This window comes from Paenibacillus sp. FSL R5-0345 (genome assembly GCF_000758585.1).
In the GTDB taxonomy this organism is placed as follows: Bacteria; Bacillota; Bacilli; order Paenibacillales; family Paenibacillaceae; genus Paenibacillus_AQ.
This window is the reverse complement of the sequence record NZ_CP009281.1, coordinates 1163999-1190502: the sequence shown is the minus strand read 5'-3', so window position 1 is coordinate 1190502 and position 26504 is coordinate 1163999. Positions and strand designations below refer to the sequence as shown.

At 45.6% G+C, this 26504-nt stretch carries 25 protein-coding genes and 1 pseudogene; 15 read left to right on the top strand and 11 right to left on the bottom strand.

From position 1 onward, the window contains the following. Nucleotides 1–8: 8 nt before the first annotated feature. Nucleotides 9–953, bottom strand: coding sequence for an ABC transporter permease (locus R50345_RS05215; protein WP_036680389.1), 945 nt, complete (start codon nucleotides 951–953; stop codon nucleotides 9–11). A 33-nt stretch (nucleotides 954–986) separates the two neighbouring features. After that, a complete protein-coding gene (locus R50345_RS05210; protein WP_231574052.1) occupies nucleotides 987–2072 on the bottom strand; it encodes a glycoside hydrolase family 88/105 protein in 1086 nt (361 codons plus the stop codon). A 170-nt stretch (nucleotides 2073–2242) separates the two neighbouring features. On the opposite strand from R50345_RS05210, the gene R50345_RS05205 reads away from it, so the two are divergent. Then, nucleotides 2243–3112, top strand: a complete 870-nt coding sequence (locus R50345_RS05205; protein WP_042124674.1) for an AraC family transcriptional regulator — start codon at nucleotides 2243–2245, stop codon at nucleotides 3110–3112. A gap of 97 nt (nucleotides 3113–3209) precedes the next feature. On the opposite strand, the gene R50345_RS05200 is transcribed toward R50345_RS05205, so the two are convergent. Genes R50345_RS05200 through R50345_RS05185 form a run of 4 tightly spaced genes read right to left on the bottom strand, consistent with a single transcriptional unit; the run spans nucleotide 3210 to nucleotide 6178 of the window. Beyond that, the gene (locus R50345_RS05200) at nucleotides 3210–3755 is read right to left on the bottom strand and encodes a GNAT family N-acetyltransferase (protein ID WP_036680387.1); all 546 of its coding nucleotides are present in this window, start codon (nucleotides 3753–3755) and stop codon (nucleotides 3210–3212) included. A gap of 4 nt (nucleotides 3756–3759) precedes the next feature. Then, nucleotides 3760–4131 (bottom strand): cupin domain-containing protein, encoded by a 372-nt coding sequence (locus tag R50345_RS05195; RefSeq protein ID WP_036680386.1) that lies wholly within the window; start codon nucleotides 4129–4131, stop codon nucleotides 3760–3762. A 1-nt stretch (nucleotide 4132) separates the two neighbouring features. Continuing rightward, a complete protein-coding gene (locus tag R50345_RS05190; RefSeq protein ID WP_042124672.1) occupies nucleotides 4133–4666 on the bottom strand; it encodes an NAD(+) diphosphatase in 534 nt (177 codons plus the stop codon). A gap of 36 nt (nucleotides 4667–4702) precedes the next feature. Then, on the bottom strand, nucleotides 4703–6178 hold the full coding sequence (locus tag R50345_RS05185; RefSeq protein ID WP_036680384.1) for an amidase family protein: 1476 nt from the start codon (nucleotides 6176–6178) through the stop codon (nucleotides 4703–4705). Between the two features lie 169 nt (nucleotides 6179–6347). On the opposite strand from R50345_RS05185, the gene R50345_RS05180 reads away from it, so the two are divergent. From R50345_RS05180 to R50345_RS05150, 7 genes are all read left to right on the top strand, one after another. Beyond that, entirely contained in the window at nucleotides 6348–7193 is an 846-nt protein-coding gene (locus R50345_RS05180) for an STM4015 family protein (protein ID WP_042124670.1), read from the top strand. Further along, a complete protein-coding gene (locus R50345_RS05175) occupies nucleotides 7153–8490 on the top strand; it encodes an STM4014 family protein (protein ID WP_231574051.1) in 1338 nt (445 codons plus the stop codon). Before R50345_RS05180 ends, R50345_RS05175 begins: the two co-directional genes overlap by 41 nt. Next, complete coding sequence (locus R50345_RS05170; RefSeq protein ID WP_042124668.1) at nucleotides 8490–9272, top strand: STM4013/SEN3800 family hydrolase; 783 nt, start codon at nucleotides 8490–8492, stop codon at nucleotides 9270–9272. The genes R50345_RS05175 and R50345_RS05170 overlap by 1 nt, the downstream gene beginning before the upstream one ends. Before the next feature lie 128 nt (nucleotides 9273–9400). After that, a complete protein-coding gene (locus tag R50345_RS05165; protein ID WP_042124667.1) occupies nucleotides 9401–10750 on the top strand; it encodes an STM4012 family radical SAM protein in 1350 nt (449 codons plus the stop codon). After that, a complete protein-coding gene (locus R50345_RS05160) occupies nucleotides 10747–11613 on the top strand; it encodes an STM4011 family radical SAM protein (protein WP_042124666.1) in 867 nt (288 codons plus the stop codon). The genes R50345_RS05165 and R50345_RS05160 overlap by 4 nt, the downstream gene beginning before the upstream one ends. A gap of 157 nt (nucleotides 11614–11770) precedes the next feature. Then, nucleotides 11771–12499 carry a glycerophosphodiester phosphodiesterase gene (locus tag R50345_RS05155; RefSeq protein WP_042124663.1) on the top strand — a complete coding sequence of 243 codons (729 nt, stop codon included), beginning with the start codon at nucleotides 11771–11773 and terminating at the stop codon, nucleotides 12497–12499. 17 nt (nucleotides 12500–12516) lie between these two features. Then, the gene (locus R50345_RS05150; RefSeq protein WP_042124661.1) at nucleotides 12517–13734 is read left to right on the top strand and encodes an SLC45 family MFS transporter; all 1218 of its coding nucleotides are present in this window, start codon (nucleotides 12517–12519) and stop codon (nucleotides 13732–13734) included. A 98-nt stretch (nucleotides 13735–13832) separates the two neighbouring features. Here the strand turns inward: R50345_RS05150 and R50345_RS05145 are convergent, their stop codons facing one another. Together R50345_RS05145 and R50345_RS05140 are read right to left on the bottom strand one after the other, a co-directional pair. Then, nucleotides 13833–14651 carry a GGDEF domain-containing protein gene (locus R50345_RS05145; protein WP_081389765.1) on the bottom strand — a complete coding sequence of 273 codons (819 nt, stop codon included), beginning with the start codon at nucleotides 14649–14651 and terminating at the stop codon, nucleotides 13833–13835. Nucleotides 14652–14727: 76 nt separating this feature from the next. Beyond that, complete coding sequence (locus R50345_RS05140; protein ID WP_042124659.1) at nucleotides 14728–15306, bottom strand: histidine phosphatase family protein; 579 nt, start codon at nucleotides 15304–15306, stop codon at nucleotides 14728–14730. Between the two features lie 176 nt (nucleotides 15307–15482). Between R50345_RS05140 and R50345_RS05135 the strand changes: the two genes are divergently transcribed. Continuing rightward, nucleotides 15483–16640, top strand: coding sequence for a phosphodiester glycosidase family protein (locus R50345_RS05135; RefSeq protein ID WP_042124657.1), 1158 nt, complete (start codon nucleotides 15483–15485; stop codon nucleotides 16638–16640). A gap of 477 nt (nucleotides 16641–17117) precedes the next feature. Here the strand turns inward: R50345_RS05135 and R50345_RS30125 are convergent, their stop codons facing one another. Then, a complete protein-coding gene (locus tag R50345_RS30125; protein WP_052414471.1) occupies nucleotides 17118–18068 on the bottom strand; it encodes a GNAT family N-acetyltransferase in 951 nt (316 codons plus the stop codon). A 435-nt stretch (nucleotides 18069–18503) separates the two neighbouring features. Here R50345_RS30125 and R50345_RS05125 point away from each other — a divergent pair, with 435 nt between their 5' ends. The 5 genes and pseudogenes from R50345_RS05125 to R50345_RS05105 all read left to right on the top strand — a co-directional run bounded on the left by R50345_RS05125 (nucleotide 18504) and on the right by R50345_RS05105 (nucleotide 22640). After that, nucleotides 18504–19460: a helix-turn-helix transcriptional regulator gene (locus R50345_RS05125; RefSeq protein WP_042124655.1), complete on the top strand. Its 957-nt coding sequence runs from the start codon at nucleotides 18504–18506 to the stop codon at nucleotides 19458–19460. A 102-nt stretch (nucleotides 19461–19562) separates the two neighbouring features. Then, on the top strand, nucleotides 19563–20021 hold the full coding sequence (locus R50345_RS05120) for an SRPBCC domain-containing protein (RefSeq protein ID WP_042124653.1): 459 nt from the start codon (nucleotides 19563–19565) through the stop codon (nucleotides 20019–20021). 272 nt (nucleotides 20022–20293) lie between these two features. Continuing rightward, complete coding sequence (locus R50345_RS05115) at nucleotides 20294–20548, top strand: FeoA family protein (RefSeq protein ID WP_042124651.1); 255 nt, start codon at nucleotides 20294–20296, stop codon at nucleotides 20546–20548. Then, a pseudogene (locus R50345_RS05110) lies at nucleotides 20545–21253 on the top strand (FeoB small GTPase domain-containing protein). Before R50345_RS05115 ends, R50345_RS05110 begins: the two are co-directional and overlap by 4 nt. Next, nucleotides 21231–22640 (top strand): nucleoside recognition domain-containing protein, encoded by a 1410-nt coding sequence (locus R50345_RS05105; RefSeq protein WP_042124649.1) that lies wholly within the window; start codon nucleotides 21231–21233, stop codon nucleotides 22638–22640. The pseudogene R50345_RS05110 and the gene R50345_RS05105 overlap by 23 nt, the downstream one beginning before the upstream one ends. 450 nt (nucleotides 22641–23090) lie before the next feature. Here the strand turns inward: R50345_RS05105 and R50345_RS30120 are convergent, their stop codons facing one another. Together R50345_RS30120 and R50345_RS05095 are read right to left on the bottom strand one after the other, a co-directional pair. Next, nucleotides 23091–23771, bottom strand: a complete 681-nt coding sequence (locus tag R50345_RS30120; protein ID WP_052414470.1) for a hypothetical protein — start codon at nucleotides 23769–23771, stop codon at nucleotides 23091–23093. Between the two features lie 136 nt (nucleotides 23772–23907). Beyond that, nucleotides 23908–25317 carry an aminotransferase-like domain-containing protein gene (locus R50345_RS05095; RefSeq protein ID WP_042124647.1) on the bottom strand — a complete coding sequence of 470 codons (1410 nt, stop codon included), beginning with the start codon at nucleotides 25315–25317 and terminating at the stop codon, nucleotides 23908–23910. A 146-nt stretch (nucleotides 25318–25463) separates the two neighbouring features. Here R50345_RS05095 and R50345_RS05090 point away from each other — a divergent pair, with 146 nt between their 5' ends. Further along, the gene (locus R50345_RS05090) at nucleotides 25464–26396 is read left to right on the top strand and encodes a DMT family transporter (RefSeq protein WP_042124645.1); all 933 of its coding nucleotides are present in this window, start codon (nucleotides 25464–25466) and stop codon (nucleotides 26394–26396) included. Nucleotides 26397–26504 lie beyond the last annotated feature (108 nt).

Here is a 26504-nt window from a genome sequence, read left to right as displayed (position 1 = left end):
TCACCTCTTTAGAATATTCCTTCTTCACCCAGTTTTTTGGTCAGCTTGTTTGCACTCAGAATTAAGATGAGTCCTACCAGAGAGTTGAACAAACCCGCCGCTGAGGCAAAGCTGAAGTCCCCTTGAAGAATACCCTCACGGTACACAAAAGTAGGAAATACATCACCAACATCCATAACGAGCGGATTCAGCATCAAGAAGATTTGCTCGAAGCCGACATTAAGGATATGGCCGAGCTGCAGTAACAGCATCATGATGATGGTTGGGCGGATCGAAGGAAGCGTGATGTTCCACAACTGGCGCCAGCGGCTTGCCCCATCCATTACCGCTGCTTCATAGAGTTCAGGTGATACGCTGCTTAGTGCAGCGAGAAAGATGATCGTTCCCCACCCTGTTTCCTTCCAGATATTTTGGAGTACGATGCTTATTTTAAATAGCTCAGGCATCATCATCCAATTCTTGACCGTTCCTCCGAGCATGACTACAAGTTCATTGACGAAGCCCGTTGAAGAAAACATCAGTGAATAGATCCCTATGACGATGACCCACGATAAGAAGTGAGGTAAATAGACGATCGTTTGTACCCATCGCTTGTAAAGTGCATTCCGAACCTCATTCAGTAAAAGCGCCAGTACAATCGGTGCAGGAAAGAAAAAGATAAGCTTCAGCACACTGATCACGAGTGTATTACTTAGCAACCTGATAAAATTGTCCCCTTGAAAGAAGTCAATAAAATGTTTAAACCCGACCCAATCACTTCCAAAAAAACCCTGAAACGGACTGTAATCTTGAAACGCGATCAACACGCCCCACATTGGCACATAATGAAAAATAATAAAATATATGATGCCGGGAAGCGCGAGCACATACAACCTGCGATAGCGATACATGCTGCGCAATATCGATCCCTTTCGGGGGCTGGTCAGAGGTGACGCTGACTTTTGTAAGTTCATACCTAACCCTCCAGAACAAAAAATAGCTTTCGTTTACTCATTTCCGAAGCACTCCGAAAACAGCATCAACACAAGCCCTTGACCATACAAGGTCGGTATACGCTCAATCGTTTGATACGCCTCGATGGTCGGCATGATCGGTGTCCCTCCGGAAACACTGCTCACTTCTCCGGCAGTATTAATACATCTCAAAACACCCTTTAAAGCTTTTAACACGTGTACTCCATAGGTTTCTTCCAACAGACCTGTACGGATAGCCAGCAGTATTCCGCAGGCAATACCCGCGCTTCCCGACGTTTCCTGGTAAAAGTCTGTCCGGTCCATTACCGTGTGCCATAGACCGTTGCTGCTTTGGTATTCGATCAAGCCATCCATCATGCGCTTGTAGCTAGACCTTATATCAGACGGGATCGTGACTAGTCCTACGATGTCCTGCAAGATTTCAGGTACGGCTATACAAACCCATGCATTCGCCCGCGTCCATCTGGCAGCGGATAAATGATTTCTCTCGGCACTGTTCCAGCCGTGAAATAGAACCCCGGTCACTTCGTCCTGCAGCAACCGCATATGCAAGCTGACCTGCTCCAAAGCCTGTTTTGCAAGATCCGAATCTTGCGTTAATTTCGCTGTGCGGGCAAGCAGTAGTACAGCCATAAACATTGTATCTGCCCATACCTGCTCTGGGAAGCTACCTTTCTCCGTGACGGTATGCTCAAATGCACCTTCTCGCGTTCGCGGAGCCTCTCGTACCATCCACTGAGAGATTTGTTTCGCTTGGTCCAAATAATACGTTTCTTTGGTTAATTCATACAGCCTGGGAAAAATGGCGAACGGCGCCATCGAATTAATAACTTTCGTACGTCCTGCTTTTTCTTGATTTCTTTCGACCCATCTAATTAAATAATCAAGAACTTCCTGGTTTCCCGTCTTCTCGTAATAATGCAGCAATGCCATCGTACCTACACCAGGGACCCAGTCCCATTCATTGATGTTCATTCCCCAATCGGTCGATCTGCTTTCCGTCATATATCGATACACACGATCAGCGGCATGTCTTATTTGTTCATTCATTTCAATAATCATTTCCTTAATTCCACTCCTCTGGTTGAATACCGCCATACAATATATCGCCACCTCCCAACGGCGCTATTAGCGGCCTGAATCCAAGTATATTATGAAAACGGATGCAATTCTCTCGATGAATTGCGTAAAACCATACCGATATTGCTTTATTGATTACGAGCCTATATGATGTATGAAAGCGCATTCTAATACAGGAGGAGTGGAGTATGGAAGACCGAACTTACCAATCGACTGACGTTTTCGTGAACAATAAATTGCAAGAACTACCCATTCATATGAAGTATAGAGAAACTGAACAAACCTTTTACATGAACTTCCATTCCCATGCCGGATTTGAGATCTATATGTTTCACGAAGGCAGTGGTTATTTTTTAATAGAAGAAAATATCTATCCGCTTGAAGGCAACGACTTGATTCTGATAAGCTCCCTAGAATCTCATAAAAGTTCGCCTAAGCTGCAAGTACCCAGCACACGTACCGCCATCCACTTTCTCCCTGAACTCCTGGATTCTGAAATTCAGCAACGATTTCTTCGTATGTTTGACCGCAGTAACCAGCATAGGCATATACGAATGAGCGGTGAACGTCTGCGTCATTTCGAATATCTCCTAGATCGACTGCAAGAAGAATATGTAAAGCTGAATACTGGTGACTTTTTGGCTATGCGAATTTACCTCAATGAGATGCTACTTGAAATACACCGCCTTGTGTTTAACGGAGAAGAGCATGGTCTTGAGCCCATTGAGAGAAATACAATCAATGTCAAAATCGAAGAAGCGGTAAAATATTTATCCAAAAACTTCACCACGGATATTTCGCTCGAAAAGCTTGCACAGGATTTATATATCAATCCGTATTATCTGTGTCATTTGTTCAAAAAAACGATTGGTCTGACTATAACCGATTTTCTAATCCAAACACGGATTCATCACGCCAAGCGGCTGCTCACAAATACTAGCATGCCGATCACAGAAATCTCGGAAGCCGTGGGTTTTAACAGTTTCTCCTATTTTGGTCGTGCTTTTAAAAAGATCGTCGGTACAACGCCGCGCACCTATCGCAATAAATCCAAATAACAATTTGTATAGCCCTTATTGCACAGCAAAAAGGAGCCACTCGGCTCCTTTTTGTTTTATTTGCTTGTAAAAACTTTAAAAATCCATCTTATGTAGCCTAACCTTCAGTATTTATAATCCCATAATGAATTAGGTCATCATATTTATTTTCTTTATAGATATGCTGCAATAAAATGCCTTCCTCCACCATTCCACATTTTTGCATCACTCGCCCAGAGCCGGGATTTGAAGCAAAGTGTCTTGCAAATACTTTATGATAATGCTTTTCTGAAAAAGCAAACGCAATGATCGCTTTTGCTGCTTCAGTCGCGTATCCTTTCCCCCAATATTCCTCACCGATCCAATATCCTACTTCACCATTTCTGTATGCTTGCTTATTTGTCAGTCCTATAGCTCCATAAAGCTCGTTTGTACTCTTATCAGTAATGGCAAACTCATAATACATATTATTGATAAAATTCTCTTCATGAGCTTCAATCCAGGATATTGCACATTCGATAGTGTAAGGATAAGGTAGAGTCAACGTACTTTTGTAGATATTATAATTATTGCAGAGGTCAGAGACACGTTTTGCATCAGATAATTCAAAGGGTCTCAGTATCAATCTTTCGGTCGTAATTGTTCTTTTCTCTTGATTAAACATTGTTTTACCTCCGCTCAAGAATCTCCTGCACAATTGGCATCGCCAAACTCATATTCTCTGCTTCGATTACTATCGCTGTTAGTCCTGTCTCTGTGCGTGTCTCATGCCACTCGCCCTTGTCCCAATACACAGCTGAGCCAGCGCTAACTGAAAGCTCTGTTTCTTCCCCTGCTCTGACCCAGCCTTCTCCGCTAACGACAAGAAATAGCTGTGGAACCGGAGCCTGATGCCAGCCAACAAGTCCATTCACACCCAAGTGCATACAACCCACATGCGGAGAAACCGCCTCTGTCAGTATTCTCGACATATAAAGCTGCTGGCTTCCGAACGCATCAATAGATTTACCAGCTTCTTTGGCAAAGCTATATACTATCATCTTACACTGTTCCTCCTACCGACACCGGATTTACCTGTACCTGATCTGCATGCAATTTTTCAATAATCGCCAACAGGAAGGTTTCGGCTAGACTATTCTTTTTAATGGCTCTGGCGGCCTCTTCCAAGGTAAACCATTCTGCATGATCAACCTCAGCACTCATCTGACTTAAGTCCTCCGAATCTGCAACACCTATAAAATTCAGCATTAGCGTATTAGAAGGTGCGAAATATAAGCTGCGCATATATTCATAGGCTACAATATCAATTCCTACCTCTTCTTTTACTTCACGAATAAGTGTGGTTTCCGCATCTTCACCTTTATTCACGTACCCTGCAAGCAATATATAATCTGGTCGGTTATACTGCTGGATCAATAGAATCTTATTCATATCCTGATTTAATACTGCTGTACTGATCGCCGTGCTAAAAATAGGGAATCTGAACATTTCGCATGCATTACAATAAGGTACCTGTCCTTCCCCATCGCTTTCTTTCATTACTAACGCTGTTCCACATTCTAGGCAATATTTCAAGCTGATCTCTTCCTTCTATAATAAAGTAGTCAATACCTATTCCAATTGCGGTGGAACACGATGCTGCGTAGCTTGTTCAAACCCGTAGGCTATGGATAGGAGCGTAGGCTCACTATAGGCTTTTCCGGAAAAAACTACCCCAAAGGGCCCCCGAGTTGGGTCACCGTCGGAATCAATAATGCCCTGAGCTACAAATCCTGCCGGAACGGTAATTAACGGATACCCCAAGCGTGCTGCAATATACATACCATCTACATCTCCAGGCAGTAATAATGCATCCAAGCTATATTGCTCCAACACATAATCTATGCCTTGCTCAAGTGCTAGCTCTCTGTATTCTTGTTTCTTTTGCTGATATTCTTCTTCGGTTAAAGTTATACCCTCTGACCTAGTTAATGTATCTTGCCCAAATTGTAATGCGATTTCAGCATGTCTTTCATTATACGCTATCAATTGCTGCAAAGAGTGAATCGGAACGGAATCATCTACCCCAGATAAATACGCGTTGAGCCCCTTTTTAAATTCATAACAGATTACATCATTATTCCAGTTTTGTTGTTCAACGTAAAGCGTAACCGGATCTATTATCGTAGCCCCTTCGTTCTTCAAAGTCTGGATAGCTGTTTCCATAATTGAAAGTCGCTCTGCATCTAAATGGTTATAATAGTGCCGTGGAACGCCTATTCTTGCTTGCCGTATAAAGCTTTTATCTAGAAATGGAGTATAGTCCGTAAAAGCATGCTTCTCGCTCGATAATGTTGCTTCATCCCTGTCATCCACTCCCGTTAATGCCCCCAAAATAATCGCCGCATCCGTAACCGTTTTAGCAATAGGTCCAGGAGTGTCTTGGCTAACTGAAATAGGAATCACTCCAGTACGACTGACTAATCCGACCGTTGGTTTGATCCCGATGAGAGCATGCTGACAGGCTGGCCCAACAATTGATCCCGCGGTTTCCGTTCCGATCGAGGCTGCTGCCAAATTCGCCGCAATAGCTGCTGCAGGTCCAGAACTTGAACCACTGACAAATACATTCCCTGGCCCATATGGATTAAGTACTAGACCACCTCGTGAGCTATACCCAGCCGGCATTGAACTAGACATAAAGTTAGACCACTCCGACATATTCGCCTTTCCAAGCAAAACAGCTCCTGCTGACCGGAGCTTCGCAGCTACGAAGGAATCTTTTGCCGCAAATGATCCTGCTAAAGCTACTGACCCAGCACTCGTATGCATTTTATCCGCGGTATCTATATTATCCTTCAACAATATAGGAATGCCGTGTAGACTTCCCCGACTTCCTTGTTCCTTACGTTCAATATCCAGTGTTCTCGCGATGTCTTTAGCCTCTGGATTGATTTCTAAGATTGCGTTTATGTCTATATCGTACTTATGAATCCGTTCCAAATAGGCTACTACCAAATCTTCTGAACTGACTACGCCTGCTTCCATAGCCGCTTGCAGCTTTGCAATATCCGCTTCTATTATCCATTCCTGAAGTTTGATCTTCATCAGAGCAGCTCCTTCAATAATGTAATTCTCCCTAGCATAAACCTACCATAAATTCTTAGCACAATGACATGACGAATTTGACTATAATTATTTTCACCTGTGATTTGACTCCCTCGCCTACAGATGATAGGGTATTTCCGAAGTTAAATTTTTCCGGGAGGGAATGCCCATGACGGAAGTAAAGCTTAGCATCGGATACGACGAATTTGAGGAAGGCCAAAGAATCGGCACAGAAATTGAGAAGCTTAGCAGCAGCTCTGAAAGTTCTTCGCTGACCAGCCTAATTATCGGCGATTGGGGCCAAGCTTACGAGAATGGTTCCGAAGAGGTTGTAGAGGCACTCGTTACGCATAGTGCTAGCTTCCCTGCTTTACGCAAGCTTTTCATAGGCGAGATGAGCTCTGAGGAATGTGAGATTTCTTGGATTACCCAAAGCGATCTATCACCGCTGCTCCCCGCTTTTCCAGAGCTGCAATCACTCACGATTCAAGGTGGGAATGAGCTGAGTCTCTCAGAACTAAAACACGACAAGCTAGAAGAACTGATTATTATAAGTGGAGGCTTAAGCACAACTGTTCTTGAACATATTGCAACTAGCCAATTGCCGAATTTGCGCAAGCTGGAGCTATATCTAGGCGTAGAAGATTACGGATTTGACGGCAGTCTCGCAGATCTTCTCCCTATTATAGAAGTAGGAAAGTTCCCTAAACTTACTTATCTTGGTTTAAAAAACAGCCAGATTCAAGATGAGATCGCAGGTGCATTAGCAGACGCTCCTATTCTGGATCAACTGGATACGCTCGATCTGTCACTTGGTACCCTTAGCGACGAAGGTGCTGAATTACTTCTCGCCAGCGATCGAATCAAAGGACTGAAAGCATTAAACCTTAGCCATCATTATATGTCTGACGAAATGATTAACCGCTGGCAGAAGAGTGGATTACCTGTTGATGTAAGCGACAAGCAGGAAAGCGATGATGAGGAAGACTGGCGTTATCCTTCCATCACAGAGTGAGCCCCTCATGAGGCCGATGATTGTTATCGGTATTCCTGGTGATAAACGGACTAGCGGCATCCAGCAAGCGCGTTCCGATCTCGGAATGCCTCCTGCCATCATTTTATCGTACGCTGAGTTTCTGCAAGGTAGATCGTTAAGTGATCTTATGGAGGAGCAGCAGAAGCCGTTATCCAGTCAGCCCTCCGTTTATAACGGAATAGATCTCAATGCAGCTCCTCCCTTACTGAGACTGGAATCACCTGGCAGCAGCTTCGAGATAGAACGAGCCTTAATCGCTTTGGGTGCGCCGGATTCGGATGATATGGACGATTCGCTTCACCCCTACGCCGATAGACCTGATCCGCGGCCACTCCGCGTGAAGGTAGCCCGTCAATTGAAGGACATGCAAGGTGTCCTGCATCATCCATCCCAATGGTTCCGCGGCTACTGCCGAATGCTGGCTAGACTACAGCGCGAAGCCAAAACCGCATGTCCGGGTTCGTTATGGTTAAATGACCCTGCCGAGATAGCGGCTATGACCGATAAACGCCAGACTCAACAGATTCTGAGTAAGGCGGGGATTCCAATCCCTCGCCCATTAGGTGAAGATCAGCAGCCTACGGATTATGACTCTCTCCGGGAGATGATGTTATCCCGGCGCATGCACCGGGTATTCATTAAGCTGGCCTTCGGCTCTGCCGCTTCTGGAGTGATCGCCTATCAGATCCATCCCGTGACGGGTGCCGAAATTGCCTTAACAACAGTGGGGGTCGAGAATTACATCACTCGACCACCCATTTACTATAATTCTGGTACACTGCGACGGTACACTGATACCGCCACAATCTCGGGAATTGTGAACTGGATCTACCAGCACGGTGCTTATGCTGAGCAATGGATCCCTAAAGCGGGGCTTAAGGGAAAAGCATTCGATATTCGCCAGCTAGTCGTTCTCCGCGAGGCCTGCCACGCGGTTGCTCGGGTCAGCCCTACACCAATTACGAATCTGCATTTACGCAACCAGCGGATGTCTCTTTCGGAAGCCGGGCTGTCTGAATCCGTACAGGAGCAGGTGCAGAATACCGCTGTGCAAGCACTGGCTGCTTTTCCCAGTTCCGGGGTAGCCGGAATTGATGTCCTGGTATCCGGGGGTTCACAGCAATGTTTTGTCGCGGATGTCAATCCATTTGGCGACTTGCTTTACGATGTGAAATACCGCGGCTGCAGCACCTACGAATGGGAGATGAAGGTATTGTCGGCTAGAGACTATATCACGCCTCCCTCCACACCGCTTATAAAGGAAGGATTATCTTAATGGATATGAACACCATCGTCGGCACTCATGACATTCTTATGATCACACTCGATACGCTTCGTTATGATGCTGCTGTTATGGAAGAAGCGAACTGCCCGAACTTGTGCGGAACCGGATCATGGGAGAAAAGACATACCCCAGGCAGCTTTACCTATGCCGCTCATCATGCCTTCTTCGGCGGCTTCTTGCCTACTCCAGCCACAACGGATAAGAAAGAACATATCCGCATGTTCCATTCCCGAAACACCGGAATGAAGACGCATCCCCATACCTGGCTGTTCGATACACCCGATATCGTATCCGGGCTTGCTGCCGAGGGCTACCGTACGATTTGTATTGGGGGGGTTATTTTTTTCACCAAAAAAAATCCACTCGCCCGTGTGCTACCAAGCTATTTCCAGCACAGCTACTGGCGGATGACGTTCGGGGTCACCAATCCGCGTTCCACAGAGCATCAGGTGAACCATGCCTTAAAGCTGCTAAAGGATACTCCAAGCGAGCAAAGACTGTTCATGTTCCTCAACGTCTCTGCCATTCACGGACCGAACCATTATTTTATACCCGGTGCTAAAAAGGACTCCGTAGACAGCCAGCGCGCCGCACTCCGATATGTGGATGGTGAACTGGGCCGATTATTCGATGCCTTCCGGGAACGTGGCAATCCTACCTTCTGTCTGGCGTTTTCTGATCATGGAACCGCCTATGGTGAAGATGGCTATCAGGGGCATCGCTTGGCTCACGAGACCGTATGGAACGTCCCTTACCGGGAATTTATTTTATAAAGCATAAACGCCTTCGACGTCCTTATAAGGACGGTAAGCGTTTATGCGAGAAATATAAGACAATAAAGTATAGTGTGAAACTTATACTTTATTATATCTCAAGGAAAAGGAAAGGATGGAGAACTGTTATGACGTTATCGTCCTTCTCTTTAGAAGAGCTTCACCAATGGAAAGAAAACATTACTGCTCACCCTTACCGATCTTATCTGTATTCCTATCCACACAAAACAGCTTACAGGGATCTACAGCCGCCGATTCCACTAGAATCCTTATGGCAAGATGAGCCTGCAGAATCCTTTTTTCTATATATGCATATACCGTTTTGCGGTGCTCGTTGTGGATTCTGCAACCTGTTCACCTTGCCTGATAAACGCGCGAATGTTCACGCTACATACGTAGACGCGCTAGAACGTCAGGCCAAGCAGTGGGCTGCATTCACCAGACATAAACCGTATGCCCGTTTTGCGATTGGTGGTGGAACACCTACATTACTGGCGGCAGATCAACTGCGCCGTTTATTCCACATTGCCGTAGATACGATGGGACTGGATACGAATACAGCCTCCATCTCAGTGGAAACTTCACCGGAGACCATTACCGAAGAGAAGCTGAATATTCTAAAAGAATATACGGTGGATCGGGTAAGCATGGGCATCCAAAGCTTTGTCGCTGCTGAATCAGCGGCCATTTATCGCCCGCAGAATCCGGATGTGGTATATCGGGCGCTGGAGCTACTGGGGAAATATGATTTTCCCATTCTAAATTTGGATCTGATTTACGGGCTTCCGGGGCAGACCGTCGACTCTTGGCTGTATTCGCTAAATCAGGCGCTTAGCCATGATCCAGAGGAAATCTTTATTTATCCGCTCTACACGCGTGAGCATACGATTGTGAAGCCAGGTGATATCCAGCGTCAGGAGGATATTCGCCTAGACTGCTACAAAGCAGCTGGGCAACTGCTTAATGCCAGAGGTTACCATCAATATTCCATGCGGCGTTTCGCCAAGGAAACCGCAGGAACGGATAAACCCATTCTTGACTATAGCTGTCAGGAAGAAGGAATGGTCGGGCTGGGCTGCGGGGCTAGATCCTATACTCGCAATGTGCATTACGCTTCCCGTTATGGGGTGAGCCGTAAAGCAACCGAGAGCATTATTGCCGATTACGTCAATACAGATCGTTACGATACGGCAGATTACGGAATTGTGCTAAGTCTGGAAGAACAGAAGCGCCGCTTTATTCTGAAGGCGATTTTACATAGCGAAGGTCTGAGGATTGAAGATTACAACCTGCGCTTCGGAAATTCACTCTGGGATGATTATCCTGAACTGTCGCGCCTGCTTCATACCGGCTTAGGGAAGGAAGCAGACGGCGTACTGCACCTTACTACCGAAGGTATGGGCTACTCCGATTCCATCGGTGATTGGTTTATTTCAGGAGAGATTCGAGCGCAGATGGAAAGGTTCGTATTGCCATGAATGCGGTCCTCTACTACCGCGGCTCTCTCACCTCCTGCAACTATGACTGCCCGTACTGCCCTTTCGGCAAAACAAGAGACAGCGCAGCTACTCTCGCGAAGGATCGACAAGGTCTGGAGACCTTTGTCGAGTGGGCCTCTTTGCAAGGTGCAGCGGGTCATCGGCTGTCTATCTTTTTCAATCCTTACGGCGAAGGACTGATTCACCGCTGGTACAAAGAAGCGATGATCACGCTCTCCAATATGGAGCATGTGGAGAAGGTAGCGATTCAAACGAACCTTTCGGCAAATCTTGATTTCGTCCAAAAGCTGAATCGAAGCAAGGTTGCCTTTTGGGCTACTTACCACCCCGGGCAAGTGAGCGAGGATAAGTTTCTAACGCAATGCATGACCTTGTACGAGAATGAAGTGCCCTTCAGTGTAGGGAGCGTTGGGATTCGCAGCGCCTTTCCAGCGATAGCTTCGCTTCGCGCAGCATTACCGGAGCGTGTATATCTGTGGGTCAATGCTTATAAAGATAAACCGGATTACTATACAGCCGAGGATCTTTCCTTTCTGAGCAAGATTGATCCGCATTTTGCTGTGAATGCTATGGATTACGAAAGTCTTGGTCAAACCTGCAATGCTGGTAATGAAGTCTTTTATGTACAAGGTGCTGGACTGGTGAAACGCTGTTATAAGGACAGAGGTGTTATTGGCAATCTCTACCGCGATGGCTTGGAGGGTCTATCCGCTATAAGAAGCTGCCGAATGAAGGTGTGCGACTGTTATATCGGTTATATTCATATGCCAGAGCTGAAGCTGCAAAACATCTATGGATCAGGTCTGCTGGAACGAATCCCTTATGGCGCTATGAACCATTGAACCGAAAACAACAGTACGGTTAACTGTGTGTTAAATTTCAAGAAAAAGAACCCTGTCAGCATTTCTTAACAGGGTTTCTTTACTCTGTGTGGAATATGAACAGTAGCCCTCGTCTACAGGGCGACAGCAAACACTTAGTTGGAGGGATGAATAGCTGATGAAAAACATTATTAATTTTGCGCATCGCGGCGCATCGGCAGTGTGTCCGGAAAATACTATGGCAGCGTTCCGCAAAGGTCTTGAGTTAGGTGCAACCGGTATTGAAACCGATGTACAAATGACCAAAGATGGCGGACTTGTTCTTATTCATGATGAAACTCTAAACCGTACGACAAGCGGAAGCGGCTATGTGAAGGATAAGACCCTTGCAGAAATTTTGGAAGTGGACGCGGGCTCTTGGTTCAGTCCCGAATTTAAAGCTGAGCGCATTCCGATGCTGGAGGATTTGTTAGATCTGCTGCAAGGACGAGATACAGTACTAAATATCGAGTTTAAAAATGGTACTTTCTTTTACCCGGGTATGGAGGAAAAGGTTATCGCGGCTGTACGGGATTTCAAGATGAGCGATCGCGTGATTTTTTCGAGCTTCAACCATTATTCACTAGCTCACAGTAAAACGATCGCACCTGAGATCAAGACAGGAATTCTATACGGGGAAGGTCTGTATCGTCCTTGGGATTATGCAGCTACGCTTGGCGCAAACGCACTACATGCTTATCATCAAGCGGTACTTCCTGAATTTGTCGAAGAAGCAGCTAAACATGGCATCGCTTATCATCCTTGGACTGTTAATGATCCAGAGCGGATGAAGGCTTTAATCGAAGCTGGAGTATCAGGTATTATTACAGATCATCCAGATGTGCTGGCTGGGCTTCTAGCTAAATAATAAGGGAGTGTGACTGTGTGAAAAAAGTCTGGTTGCTCGGATTCGGCTTTTTCAGCATCAGCATTACGTGGAGTCTGTATAACGCATTTGTACCCTTTTTTCTAGAAAAATACGTACATAGTGTGGCACTTATCAGCTTCTTGATGACGATTGATAATTACTTTGCCTTATTCCTGCAGCCTTGGATCGGCAACCGCAGTGACCGCACTACCTCACCTTTTGGACGCAGAATGCCTTATCTTATGATCGGTATGCCTTTCGCTGCCGTGCTAACCATGCTGATTCCGTTCCATACCGGACTATTTACACTTCTGTTGTTTATGATGCTGATGAATCTGGCCATGAGCTTATACCGTTCACCAACCGTCGCCCTTATGCCGGATATTACACCTGAAGAACAGCGTACGAAGGCAAACGGGCTGATTAATTTCATGGGTGGGTTCGGTTCTATACTCGCTTTCGGCGTAGGTTCGATCCTGTATAAATCAAATCCAGCGCTTCCGTTTATCGTTGCTGGACTGATTACCTTGTTATGTCTGTTTATCGTATCACGCTTCATAAAAGAAAATCGGGATGGCGTAAACGTACAAATGAAGCTTCCTTCAGAAGCTGTTACTGCCACCAAGCCCTCACGTATTTCCTTTCGAAGTCAGCTTGACCGTACAACAGTATTTTTGCTAGCGGCGATTTTCTTCTGGTTCGTAGCTTATCAAGGCGTTGAGACACTGTTTACCTTATATGGCAAACATCATCTCGGTCTTAGTGAACAAGCGGCTTCTTTCTCGCTCACCTTCTTCTCTTTAGCTTTTGTGCTGTTCGCCATACCGAGCGGCTGGCTGGGCGGAAGATTCGGAAAGAAAAAGATGATCATCATCGGCGTATGCGGACTAATGACCATCTTTGCTCTTGTCGGTTTTGCAAAGGACCTTTTGCTCCTTCGTGGATTACTGTTGCTGGGTGGAGTCTTCTGGGCTTGCATTAATATCAATTCCTATCCTTATGTTGTGGCAACAGGAACAGAAGAAAGTATTGGCACACGAACAGGGATGTATTATCTGGTCTCTTCTCTGGCTGCCATCAGTTCGCCTCCACTACTGGGACTTATGATTGATATCTTTGATTACTCGATCCTGTTCTACGTGGCGGCGATTAGTATGGCGGTTGCTCTTGTCTGCTTGTTCCTCATGAAGGGCAGCAAACAAGTGACTAATAGTATTCATTCGCCTGGCGCATAATTTCATCCCAAGAGTATAGTAAGTCCAATAAAAATAGCGGCAGTCCAGGACTTATGATGAGGTCCATGGCTGCCGCTTGTATTTTACACAAACACATTCTAATTCTTATAGACGGAGTAACGCCCCGTACCGAGCTGTTTGGCGGCGTACATCGCTGTATCTGCTTCGTTAAGCAGCCTAAAATGATCCACTTTACCATGACTTATGCTGATCCCTATACTCATGGAGACGAACAAGTTATGCTCACCTAGCTGGTAACTCTTAGTCGTCTTCTCCAGAATCCGCACAGCAAGCTGCTCCGCTTCCTTCTGGGAGCAACCTTTAGCGACAATTACAAATTCATCCCCGCCCACGCGGAAGATATGACGTTTTCTTTTGCTGGAGAATTGAATTAACTTTTTACCCACCTCTTGCAGCAGTAAGTCCCCCACATGATGCCCCAAGCTGTCATTGATCGATTTGAAACGATTCAGATCCAGAAACAACACAGCAAGCTGTTCATTTACCTTGCACCGATCCCAAAAATGATCCATTCCATTCTTATTCAGTAACCCTGTCAAAGCATCCTTATATGCCAGCTCTTTCAATTGCTCTCTTTCAGCCCATACTAGATTCATTCGTGTAATCAAAAACATGATTAGGGCTATCGTAAGTCCATAGACCAATAGCGGTATAATAATCCCATCATCGGCCACTTCATTTCCCAGTAAAGTTTTTACGCCTAGCTGGTGCATGCTCCATAGGGAGGCGACGATAATGATAACGGAAAGGCCGGTATGAATCGCTCTTTTTTGAGGCGTTTTAGAAGAAATATCCCGGTAAAGCCTTAGTACTAAATAACCGGCCGCTGCTGCGATGAGAATGGATAATAACGTTTGTAAGTAAATCTGGACCTCTGCCACCTTAGATTCGCACATCCTTCTGACTACAAAAATGATTAGCTTTCTGAGCAATTACTATATTAAAATGCTCTGAACATTTTCTGAACACTAATTACATCGTCAAATGCTGCGCACAATTGTACAGCTCACAGTTCCAGGTTGCATCGGATTTAGTAATCTGAGTAATAGACGTATTGCTCAGCAAAACGGTTACGTTCAGATCTGGAATAAGTCGTCTAAGCGTACTACGCAAAATCGCACCATGGCTAACCACCAGTATACGACTGCCCGGATGTTTCTCCGCAATTTCTTCGATCGCCTGACTACCTCTGATCTCGCTGGCTTCTGGATTTTCCAGTCCCAAATCTAATGTCTTCCACCCGCTTCCCCAGCGTTCAACACGATCTTGTTCCGTAGTCCCCTCAATTAGCCCTGCGTTCATCTCACGGATACCCGGTGCTAAACCGGCGATCTCCATGCCGAGCCTTGTAGCAATTACCTCTGCTGTTTGTCTTGCTCTTAGTAAATCACTTGAATATAAATAGTCCCAATGTTCTGTGCTTAGCCGTTCGGCAAGAAGAGCCGCCTGCTCCAGGCCTTCAGTATCCAATGGATTATCCGTATGTCCTTGTGCTCTGCCTTCCTTATTCCACGCTGTGCTTCCATGGCGAATTAAGCCTATTGTAGTCATAAAGATCTCCCTTTAGTTGTTGAGTTCTAGTACTATTCTTTTAATGGTATCTATATTCTATCAGAATCCTTCCATGAGTATTTGAAAAATGAGAGTTATCCATGTTTTAGAACTTGAGGTATAATAAACCTTACCGCTTTTTACATCAGCTACAGGATAAGGAGATTTTGGTTAATATGAAAAAGTTATTGTTCCCGTTCTTTCTTGCATTCCTTCTATGTTTCATTCCGGTTTACACATTTTGTTCCTCCACTGTTGGTGCTGCTCCGGTTCCGAAAAACACCGTGTATGTGACCAAAAATAACCATTCGTACATCCCACTGCGCCTCTTAAATAATTTCACGGGCATACATGCTGAAATGAATGCGAGTGACAAACGTATAACCATTACGAACGCAGACACTAAGATTACACTTACTGTAGGACAAGCAGCTGCACTCGTCAATGACAAGTCCGTTACACTAACCGACTCCGCTTTTAGTGATAACGGTACGGTATATATCCCTTTGTCCTTTATCAGCAAAACGCTGGGCATTCAATTAGATTGGAATCAGGAAGCCTCTTCTGTAACCCTGACTAATAGCGATATTTCATCGACCGTTCCTGTACAGACTGGCGCACTTATCAAAACAGATTCCTCCCCCGTTGTCAGTGCTAGTAAAACTTTCAAGGTGGGCGGCAAATCTTACAAAGCCCAGACGGTTACGGTATCCCTACTGCATCCTAAGGTGAAGCTTGATGTTGTATTAGCAGGAAATACAATTGGAAAGGTAGAGGACCTGAGCAGTCTAGCTAAGCGCAATAATGCCGTAGTTGCAATTAATGGTACCTTCTTTGATGCTTACACCAAAGGGGCTTACAAGACTCCTTACGGCTACATGGTCAGTGGCGGAAAAATGCTCAAAAATAGCTCCGGGGATCGCCGAACAATTTTCACCTATGACAGTAACCATCTTGCCTCGCTTATTCCAGGGCTGGATTTCACAAGCCGCTTCGCTTCCGGTTCCATGGAAGGAGCACTTCAAGCCGGTCCGCGACTTCTTGTGAACGGCAAGGTATCTCTTAATGTAGCGGCAGAAGGCTTCAAAGATCCTAAAATCTTAACCGGCGGCGGCGCCCGCAGCGCACTTGGTCTCACTCGGGACCACAAGCTGATTCTGCTGACCACTGGTGGAGCTACTATCCCGCAACTGGCCGAAATGATGAAGCAGGCTGGTGCGTATCAAGCCATGAATCTGGATGGCGGCGCGTCGAGCGGACTGTACTACAATGGCAAATATCTCACGACCCCTGGGCGTCAGATTAGCAATGCGATTGTAGTTAAATATCAATAGAACGATCTAGGCGGCGGATCGTAAGCGCGTTGTGCTACGCTCCGTGCTTTGGTTTCGGCTTCGGCTTCGGCTTCGGCTTCGGCTTCGGCTTCGGCTTCGGCTTCGGCTTCGGCTTCGGCTTCGGCTTCGGCTTCGGCTTCTAAGAATACTTCTTTTGATGCTTCTATTGCAGTTTGTGCAATAGAAGCATTCTTTTTTATAGGAAAATGGGATTCTGTTGTATTTTGTACATTAGAATACGACGCATTTGTAATAGTCAGCCGTTCTCACAACAATTGATTGCAGAATGTGCAATAGAAGCAGATTCCAGCTGCTTTTTGATAGAATCTATTGTACAAAGTGCAATCAACAACAGAAGTTTCAACTCCTATGCGAGCATATCTTAACGTATCATTGTATTGTTCAGCCAAAATAAAAAAACAATAATCCCCTCGATGTCTTACGCATCAAGGGGATTATTTATGACGTGCTGCCAACCTACTTACTACTCACGTTTCCAGTGTTGAGATCATCACGAACAGCTTCATATATGTGACCAGAGTACTCCCATACTTGCAGCCAAACTTCGGTATTAAACCCCAATTTTTCGTAGAACGGCTGCATCGAACCTACATAGACTTTGATAGCACCAAGCTCTCTTAAACGGTTAAATCCTTCATGCAAAACCGCCCGACCAAGTCCCAGTGATCTATATCTAATGGATGTGCCTACAGGCTCCAGTATGCCAATTCCATTAACACTGTCCCAAAAAATATTACAGAAGGAGACGACTTCACCAGCTTCGTTCACGATACTGAGATCTAAATGTGAGTTGTAGCTCGGCGCTTTTCTGATATTTCCATAATGCTGCAGCGTTAGCTCAGCCTCCGGTGTGTCTGCATAGTCGAAGGCCATAATATGTCCGAGTGCTTTTGAAGTCACATCGATCTCATCACCACTACAGATTCTGAAGCCAGAGGGTAGCGCAACAGGAAATTCTTTATCCAACTGCAGAGAGTTTACACTCTCCCGTTTCTTAGTTAGACTATAACCTCTCTTATTAGCAACCGCTGCAGCAGAGGACATGAACTCCGGTATTGGAACATACAGCTGTACGAAACCCTCATTCTCATCCCCAACTCTCTGTTCAGCAAAGGAAAACATGTCATCAAGCAAGCTTTCTGGAGGGTTCTTCTCTGCACATTGAAAGTAAAATCCATCGTCCATGCATACTACGGCAGCCAGCTCTCCATCATCATACTCCCATAAGCCTACGTTTCGTTCCCACTGATCCAGCGTCCCACCTTGCGTCTCTTGAAAATAAATAACGAATTCCCAGCGGTCTATAAGCCAAGTATTTGGACCTTTTAGCTTACTATAACTATGTATAAGAAAATCACGGACCTTAAGCAGATCTTCAGAACGGTAAGGTCTAAAATTAAATTTCATTTTCCACACCCCTTTCCTTTAATTTCATATTACAGGGGATTAAAAATCAATAACATGTCAAATTTAGTTATTATTATTTAATACGCCAAAAAATGAATAGTGCGTTCACAAAATACCAATCTCCGAGTAAAAATCAATACCTCTACCGAACTGTTAAATGTACAAAGTACAACTAAACGGATTCTGGTGGTGATTTAAGCAGAAATAGATGTACAAAGCACACTTAAATTAAGCTTACCCTCTGAAGCAAGTTAGCGTTTCTCCTAAGCGATACTGAGAATAAAGTTGAATGAATCTCTACCTGCCTCTATTAAAAGGGTTAGTCAAGTAAATAGTGGTTTAATGAATCCGGTTCCGGTTCCGGTTGGCGAAACAGTGACTTAACGTTAAACTTGCTATAGTTATTCAATACCACTGGCAAGGAGGCCCTGATTCATGTCCAAGGCCGATCATATGTTATCTATTCTCTGGATGCTCAAGCAGCGGGGAAGAACCGCCGGAGAACTAGCTGAAGCGTTAGAGATCAGTGTCCGCTCCGTATACCGTTACATCGATGCGCTTTGCATCAGTGGTGTACCCGTTATCGCAGATAGCGGACCTGGCGGCGGTTATAGCTTACCCGAACATTTTATCGAAGCTCCATTATTCTTTGATTCCGAAGAACAACGCGCCCTTCTACAAGCCTCATCCTTTGCTAAGGGAACCGGTTATCCTTATGTAGATGCTCTAGACCGAGCCCTCTCTAAGCTCAAAAGGTATAGCAATGCGCAGCAATTAGAACAGATGGAGCGGCATGAGAATGGTATTGAGACGATCCACTCTCCTTCCCCGCCGCTTAGCCACCTGATCCAAGAATTAGAGCTGGGGACAGCCAACGGGTACACCCTGCAAATGGAGTATCGTAAGGGGAATGGAGAAAACATATCCTCCCGAGCTATTGATCCTTACGGACTTGTATTGTGGAAGGGCCAATGGTACACCGTAGCTTACTGCCACGAGCGGCAAGAAATTCGCAGTTTCCGGGTCGATAGAATGGTTGAACTCCACCGTACAGAAGCTGTGTTTGCTCGTCCTGCTGACTTCTCTGCACGTGATTTTTTGTTAAAAAACTTACTGCCTGCACGCAATACGGATGCGGAACTAGTTACAGTAATCATCGCATCAGACGAAGGAATCTTGAATGATTTATGCAGCCATTGGTTATTCGGGCATACGCTGGTACAGCGCATGGAAGGACAAGCCCGCTTTCTAGTAGACGAAGCTTCTTTACTCACCTATTTGCCCTATTTCTTGTTGCCTTATGGAACCACGTTACGCATCATAGAACCTTCTTCACTGAAAGAAAGACTAGCTGACATTGCCTCCAACTTAGCAGCTCATTATAAAACTTAAATTATTCTTTAGGATCACTGACCGTAGTTGTCAGTGATCCTTTTATATAGTGTAAAAGAGTAAGAGGAGTTAAGGAAAGTAGAAACCAAGGAGGAATAACCAATGAAAGAACTTCACTATGAGTTTTATATTAACGGAACACCTGAGCAGGTATGGGAAACCTTAATCTCTCCGGAAGGTACGAAGCAGATTTATTACGGCAGCGTTATTCGTTCGACCTTCAAAGAAGGAGAATTACTGGAATACATCGGGCCCGGTGCAGATGGAGATGAAACGCTGCATGTCTATGGGACTCTGCTCGAGTTCACCCCACAAAAAGCACTACGTTTCACTCATCAGGTCGGCCCCTCCTATCATAAAGGACATGAAAGATATGAATCGCGTATTTCTTGGCTGCTTGAACCGGTGGGTGGAACTACAAAGCTCACGCTTATCCACGATGAATGGCATCCTGAAGATCCTTCGTATGCCGGAAGCACCAGCGCTTGGTGGCAAATTCTAAGTAATACCAAAACCTTAGTAGAGACTGGTCGCACGCTTGATTTTGGAAGCTGGACGTAACATCACGGCTGATACAACTTGGATTAGACTGTTCCAATTAAAGACAAGCCTATGAGTAGACTCAACCTTAGCCCCTCGGCTGGAGAGCGCAAGCCTTCTTCCGTTAGGGGCTTTTTGCTGCCTAAATTAATTTTGCCTTAGGGAAACATTCTTGTTGCAGGGACAAAGTTGTTCGCATATACTAATATTGTGTTAGACCGCAAGAAAAATTCCAATGCACAAAATAATAACCATAAAAATACAAATAACAATAAATGAAAGAAGGAGATCTTATGTCTGGAACTAGTATTCCATTATCAGAAGCGGCTAAAGGCAGCACGCTACGTATCAGCGGCATTGAAGTTCAGGGCGTACTTAGAAGAAGATTACTGGATCTCGGGTTTGTAGTGGGGAATGCCGTAGAGGTATTGCGACGCAGTCCATTAGGAGATCCTATAGCTTTTCGGGTAAGCAACACGACCATTGCATTGCGTAGAGAAGAAAGTTCTTTAATATTCGGAGAAGTAATCGGAGGTGTTGAGGCATGAGTCAGTTCACAGTCGCTTTTGCAGGCAATCCTAACACTGGCAAAAGCACGCTTTTCAATCTGCTGACCGGCATGCGCCAGCATACTGGAAACTGGGCAGGTAAAACCGTCATTACTGCTGAAGGCGAGTTTAAGCATAAAGACCATACGTACCTAGCAGTAGATCTTCCTGGTACGTATTCCTTGTACTCGAATTCCGCTGATGAAGAAGCGGCTAGAGATTATATTATTTTTGAACAACCCGATGTGACACTAGTCGTACTTGATGCTACTTCGCTAGAACGAAACCTCAACCTTGCCTTGCAAGTGCTAGAGATTACCGGGCAGACTGTCGTCTGCATCAACCTCATTGATGAAGCCCGAAAACTGGGTATCGACACGTCTCGGCGTGCCTGTTGTAGCGATATCAGCTCGTAATAAAATCGGCATTGAGGCGTTATTGGACCAGGTGGAGAGAGTCGCTACAGGTGCATTCACCGCACAACCACTGCGAATTACGTACAACGAGGAGATTGAACGAGGAATTGCAGAGCTTACCCCACTGGTAGAACAAACCATCGGCAGCAAATACCCAGCCCGCTGGATTGCACTCCGCCTGCTGGACGGTGATGACAGCCTACTAACTTCTCTTAAAGAGAATATGACGGATAAAGATTTACCTGAAGCAAAGGAGGTCATCGGTCATGGAGTCACCGCATATCACTAAGGGATTAGATCCTTTAGATTCCCTGCTGTCTACAGCGAAGAAGCTCGCTGACGGCGGATCGATTCGAGATGAGATTGTCAGCGGCATTTACGGCGTATCCGCAGGCATTTGCGGGGATGCAGTCACTTATCAAGATAAGAAAAAGCTGAACAGCACTTATAAGCTAGATAATATCGTTACCTCAAAAATATGGGGATTCCCTATTATGCTCGCCATCCTCGGTATCGTGTTCTGGATTACAATTGCCGGCGCCAACTATCCTTCAAGCTGGCTAGCTTCCTTCTTCGGCTTCATTGAAGGTTATCTGACGGCCGGATTCGAGGCGATCCATGCTCCCGCTTGGCTGCACGGTGTGCTTGTTCTCGGATTATATCGAGGAACCTCATGGGTAATCAGCGTCATGCTGCCGCCAATGATGATATTTTTCCCAGTGTTCGCGCTGCTTGAGAATTTCGGGTATCTGCCAAGAGTTGCTTTTAACATGGACCGGTTGTTCAAAAAATCAGGAGGCCACGGCAAGCAAGCGTTGACCATGTCTATGGGTTTCGGCTGTAATGCCGCCGCTATCCTCTCCACACGAATCATCGAATCGCCGCGTGAACGGATGCTCGCGATTTTGACCAACAATTTCGTTCCATGTAACGGCCGCTGGCCGACATTGATTCTACTGTCTTCCTTATTCATGGCAGGTGCCGCTACGACAGGCGTACTCCGTTCGCTCACAACCGCCTCCGTACTTATGGGGATGGTGCTAATCGGCATCGTTGTTACACTGACGGTTTCCTGGGTCATGTCCAAAACTGCGCTGCGCGGTGTTCCAACACATTACACACTGGAACTCCCACCCTATCGCCGGCCGCAAATTTGGAAGACCATACTTATTTCCTCCAAAGATAAGTCCTTAAACGTACTTACTCGGGCAATCGTGGTAGCTGCGCCTGCTGGGATTATCACTTGGATTTTAGGTAATCTGTTTATTGGCGGGGATTCTGTCCTGAATCATATGGCTGCATTCTTTGATCCCTTTGCACACATGCTCGGCATGGATGGCTTTATCATCATGGCCTTTATTCTTGGTCTTCCTGCAAATGAAATCGTCCTGCCTATCCTGCTTATGGGCTATATGTCCTCAGGAGCTATGGTCGATATCGACAGCTTGGGCAGCATCAAAGATGTCTTTTTATCACATGGCTGGACTTGGCTGACCGCACTTAACATGATGCTGTTCTCCCTGCTCCACTATCCTTGCGGTACGACACTCGTGAACATCTATAAGGAAACGAAAAGCATGAAGTGGGCTGTTCTCTCCGCAGTCATTCCACTCGGTATCGCCATTGGAGTAACCTTCGTTGTTGCACAACTCGCTCGGTTGTTCGGGTGGGTGTGACGTAAGCTTGCGGCATAAAATTGCCCAAATTCAACGTACATCACTGTTCATCATCTACATCACTGCACATCACCTGCATCACCGTAAAGAACCGCACACTACCTGCAGCGGCTGTAACACTTGCAACACCTATAGCACCTCACTTTCAGCTGGCTTCACAGAATCAGCCCTCCCTGAAACTAAGTTTAGGGAAAACCTCCCTATAAATCGAACTTTATAAGCGTATTTTGTACCTTTTGCGGAAAACCTCCCTATAAATGAGCAGAATATTGCCAAAATGGACAATTTCCGCTGAATTTTAGGGAGGTTTTCCCTTATTATCAATAATATCGAGTAAAACACGTTAATTTAAGGGAGGATTTCCCTAATTATTGGTTACTGTAGTTAAGGTCAGCTCAAATAAATAAGCGGTCGCACGAATAACTCCCGGGCGACCGCTTCATCACAGCGTCATTTTTTTCGCGTTCCACCATCTCTACGACGGTAGAGCACAGTGCCAACTATCGCTATCAAAACGATAATGACTCCACTGATCCCAACATTCACAAGTGGAAAAGAGTCACTGTCCGCAGCTGGTTTCCCCTCAACATCAGTCGCACCATTATTCCCAGCTCCTGATTTCGGCGAATGATTTGATGTTACCTCCGGAGTAGCTGTAGGAGTCCCTGCCGATATACTAGGTCCAAGCTCCTTCAGATCCTCTGATGCCGAGGCAAGCAGCTTCGTTCGACTGCATAAACTGGCCACTATTTCACCTGAATCTCCTTCCCTATTATCATTTGCATAGACGATATAACTTTCCCCTTCCACGAATTCAAACCCGCAGCTGGCAGACGATAGAGCAGTTGTCAAGGTAACCTTATTCCCCTCGACCCCTTTCCAACTGGAACCAACCTCAAAGGTTACTTTTACTGGATCCGCGGACGAGATTATAGTTCCCCTTGGCTCCTTTATCTTTACTACCTTCCCAACAAAGACGGCCGAGCTTGACTCCAGAGCCTCAAGCGGCTCCGCAGGTACAACACAGGAACATGCATAAGTAACGGAGGGCCGCACCGTCAGCAAGGCCATAAATATTAATGTAATACATAGAATTATCATCACTGGACTTCGAAAATTGAACTTTCGCACCTTAATGACCTCCTTCTTTATCTTACAGACGGAGCAGATGTGGAAAGTGTTACAGGAATTTTAAAACAAGTTATACAAGTCTAGTCAATTCTACCCGGATTGGTCTTCATTGGTCTCTCATATCTAATGTACCTACTCATAACCCCCGCGCTATAGCAATCAACCGCTGAATCCCCTCACGTAGCACCCCTTCACTTGCGAAGGAATAGCTAACTCGAATTCTCGACTTCATTTCCCCCAGCGGATCAAACAGCTCTCCTGGCACAAATGCAATCGACTGCGCCATACTTGAGGCAAACAGTCGATCCACCGAAAGATGATCCGGCAGCTTCACCCATAGATTTAAACCACCTTGCGGAGGCGTCCACTCCCACCCAGTTGCAGCTAGCTCTTCTTCCACAATTTCCTTATGCACCTGAAGCGCAATACGCAGCTTACCGAGATGATTCTGCAAGCGTGCTGAAGTGTAGTAATGCAAGAATATTTTTTGGTTAAGCAGCGGAGTTCCATTGTCCGCGAGTGATTTAGCTGTGATCAAGCGTTCCATAAATGGATAACGGCAAGCCACCGCGCAGATCCGTAAGCCTGGAGCTACATATTTACTGAAGCTGCTGATATAAATCACCCAGCCCTCCGTATCATAAGCAAAAAAAGGCGGCGGGGGCTCCTCTTCAAAATACATATCGCGAAATGGGTCATCCTCTACCAGTAGACAGCGATAACGTTCAGCTAGCTCTACTAACAGTTTGCGTTGCTGCACTGGCACCGTATATCCGGTTGGATTGTGATGGGTCGGATTGATGTAGAACATGCGTGGCTTATGCTTTTTCATCAAAGCTTCAACTTTCTCCAAGTCATAGCCCGTCGGAGTAATCTCCACTGGAATCAACCGTGCCCCCTCCCGGCGAAAAACATCCATGGCCACACTGTAGGTTGGTCGCTCCACAAGCACCGTGTCCATAGGCCCGAGCACAATTCGAGCAATCAGATTGATCGCCTGCTGCGCGCCTGAAGTAATAAGCAGCTCTTCCGAGGATAACTGTAACCGATGTTTCTTCCGAAAATGACGACTTAACGTCTCACGTAGCTCTTCATCTCCCTGAACCGAAGAATATGTCCCCATTACCTTTGGATATAAATCGAACACTTTTTTGACATAGTCGGATAGAAAAAGGTTCGGCAGTAATCCCGGATCAATCAGCGCTTGCGAGAACTGATACTTGGTCGGCACTCTTTGTATATCTGATAGCGGATTAGTGAGCGCATAAGCAGATACTGCGGCACCCTCTTCATTTGAAGGAAGCCTGCTTACTGGTGATACGTAATAACCCGATTTGTCTTTTACATATACCTTACCATCCTCCGTCAGCATTCTATACGCTTTGAATACCGTCAGTCGATGTACCTTTAATTCCTCCGCAAGCAGCCGTATAGAAGGAAGCTTATCATGTGCCTCCCACTCTCCTCGCTCCATGCGATTCACTAGAAATCCATATACCTGCCGAAACAAGGGATGATTATGCTCCGCGCTCGCTGACTTCTTCACCTCACTGCAACTCCTCTCCGAGCAACTCCTATTTACAGTATTGTACACGATTTCCGAAGTCATCTGTTCTACTCAACGTCATCTGTTCTGTATACTCCCCTATATGATTAACAAAATGATTTAACACATTAAAGGGGACTTTCAAAATGATCTTATTCGCTTATGCACTTGTATGTCTGATCTTCGGCACGACCTTTCTAGCGATCAAAATCGGTGTGGATGCTGGTGCGCCGCCCTTCTTTTCAGCTGGCTTACGTTTTTTCGTTGCAGGTGCTGTACTATTTCTATGGATGGTCTGGAAACGAAAGGCAAGCTTCTCCCTGCTCCTGCGTAAAGAAATGCTCTTCACCGGCTCTGCATTAACCTTTGGCACCTTCGCGGGTCTTTACTGGGCTGAACAATATGTATCTTCTGGGCTTGCAGCCGTACTCTCTGCGACCGGACCGATCATGATTCTATTACTCCAAACCTCTATTCTTCGTCAAAAAGCACCCGCCATCTCCCTATATGGCTGCATTATCGGATTAACTGGTGTATTGCTGCTCGTTCTACCTAATCTTGTCGTTGATATTTCACCGCTATGGATCATCGGCTGCGCAGCTGTCCTCATTGGGGAATGCTGTTACGCAGTAGGTGCGATTTATTCTAAAAAAGTAATCAACAGTATGCCCGAGGTCTCTCCAATCGCACTTAATGCAGCCCAAATGATGTATGGTGGCGTGTTATTATTCATTCTTTCTTTAGCGACCGAAAATGTACATCCTGAGTTTCTGCTCTCTTACGAGACCGCAGGTTCACTGCTCTATCTAATCGTAATCGGCTCGATGGTCGGTCATTCGTTGTTCTACTGGCTCGTCGCTAAGACAAATCCTGTGTTTCCTTCTACCTGGCTCTATATTTCTCCACCGATTGCCGTAGGGGTTGGCTTTTTCTTTTATAATGAGGCCGTGAATTGGGTTACGATCCTCGGTGTATTCACCATTATTGCTGGGACTATCCTAGTGAACGCTGACGCCTTGAAGCAATTAATGCTAAAGCGTAGGATCAGTACATCCGGTTTAAAAAAATCAAATATATGACGTACTATATATTGCATTTATGACCACTATTGCGTATTATATAACCAAGTTAAATTAAAAATGTCTATATATGACTCATATATGAAAGGAGGATTCGCTTAACGGCGC

What these genes read in the sequence shown, in the direction of transcription:
- R50345_RS05215 (WP_036680389.1), bottom strand. Translation starts at nt 953, where the DNA reads ATGAACTTACAAAAGTCAGCGTCACCTCTGACCAGCCCCCGAAAGGGA.
- R50345_RS05210 (WP_231574052.1), bottom strand. Translation starts at nt 2,072, where the DNA reads ATGGCGGTATTCAACCAGAGGAGTGGAATTAAGGAAATGATTATTGAA.
- R50345_RS05205 (WP_042124674.1), top strand. Translation starts at nt 2,243, where the DNA reads ATGGAAGACCGAACTTACCAATCGACTGACGTTTTCGTGAACAATAAA.
- R50345_RS05200 (WP_036680387.1), bottom strand. Translation starts at nt 3,755, where the DNA reads ATGTTTAATCAAGAGAAAAGAACAATTACGACCGAAAGATTGATACTG.
- R50345_RS05195 (WP_036680386.1), bottom strand. Translation starts at nt 4,131, where the DNA reads ATGATAGTATATAGCTTTGCCAAAGAAGCTGGTAAATCTATTGATGCG.
- R50345_RS05185 (WP_036680384.1), bottom strand. Translation starts at nt 6,178, where the DNA reads ATGAAGATCAAACTTCAGGAATGGATAATAGAAGCGGATATTGCAAAG.
- R50345_RS05180 (WP_042124670.1), top strand. Translation starts at nt 6,348, where the DNA reads ATGACGGAAGTAAAGCTTAGCATCGGATACGACGAATTTGAGGAAGGC.
- R50345_RS05175 (WP_231574051.1), top strand. Translation starts at nt 7,153, where the DNA reads ATGATGAGGAAGACTGGCGTTATCCTTCCATCACAGAGTGAGCCCCTC.
- R50345_RS05170 (WP_042124668.1), top strand. Translation starts at nt 8,490, where the DNA reads ATGGATATGAACACCATCGTCGGCACTCATGACATTCTTATGATCACA.
- R50345_RS05165 (WP_042124667.1), top strand. Translation starts at nt 9,401, where the DNA reads ATGACGTTATCGTCCTTCTCTTTAGAAGAGCTTCACCAATGGAAAGAA.
- R50345_RS05160 (WP_042124666.1), top strand. Translation starts at nt 10,747, where the DNA reads ATGAATGCGGTCCTCTACTACCGCGGCTCTCTCACCTCCTGCAACTAT.
- R50345_RS05155 (WP_042124663.1), top strand. Translation starts at nt 11,771, where the DNA reads ATGAAAAACATTATTAATTTTGCGCATCGCGGCGCATCGGCAGTGTGT.
- R50345_RS05145 (WP_081389765.1), bottom strand. Translation starts at nt 14,651, where the DNA reads ATGTGCGAATCTAAGGTGGCAGAGGTCCAGATTTACTTACAAACGTTA.
- R50345_RS05140 (WP_042124659.1), bottom strand. Translation starts at nt 15,306, where the DNA reads ATGACTACAATAGGCTTAATTCGCCATGGAAGCACAGCGTGGAATAAG.
- R50345_RS05135 (WP_042124657.1), top strand. Translation starts at nt 15,483, where the DNA reads ATGAAAAAGTTATTGTTCCCGTTCTTTCTTGCATTCCTTCTATGTTTC.
- R50345_RS30125 (WP_052414471.1), bottom strand. Translation starts at nt 18,068, where the DNA reads ATGAAATTTAATTTTAGACCTTACCGTTCTGAAGATCTGCTTAAGGTC.
- R50345_RS05125 (WP_042124655.1), top strand. Translation starts at nt 18,504, where the DNA reads ATGTCCAAGGCCGATCATATGTTATCTATTCTCTGGATGCTCAAGCAG.
- R50345_RS05120 (WP_042124653.1), top strand. Translation starts at nt 19,563, where the DNA reads ATGAAAGAACTTCACTATGAGTTTTATATTAACGGAACACCTGAGCAG.
- R50345_RS05115 (WP_042124651.1), top strand. Translation starts at nt 20,294, where the DNA reads ATGTCTGGAACTAGTATTCCATTATCAGAAGCGGCTAAAGGCAGCACG.
- R50345_RS05105 (WP_042124649.1), top strand. Translation starts at nt 21,231, where the DNA reads ATGGAGTCACCGCATATCACTAAGGGATTAGATCCTTTAGATTCCCTG.
- R50345_RS05090 (WP_042124645.1), top strand. Translation starts at nt 25,464, where the DNA reads ATGATCTTATTCGCTTATGCACTTGTATGTCTGATCTTCGGCACGACC.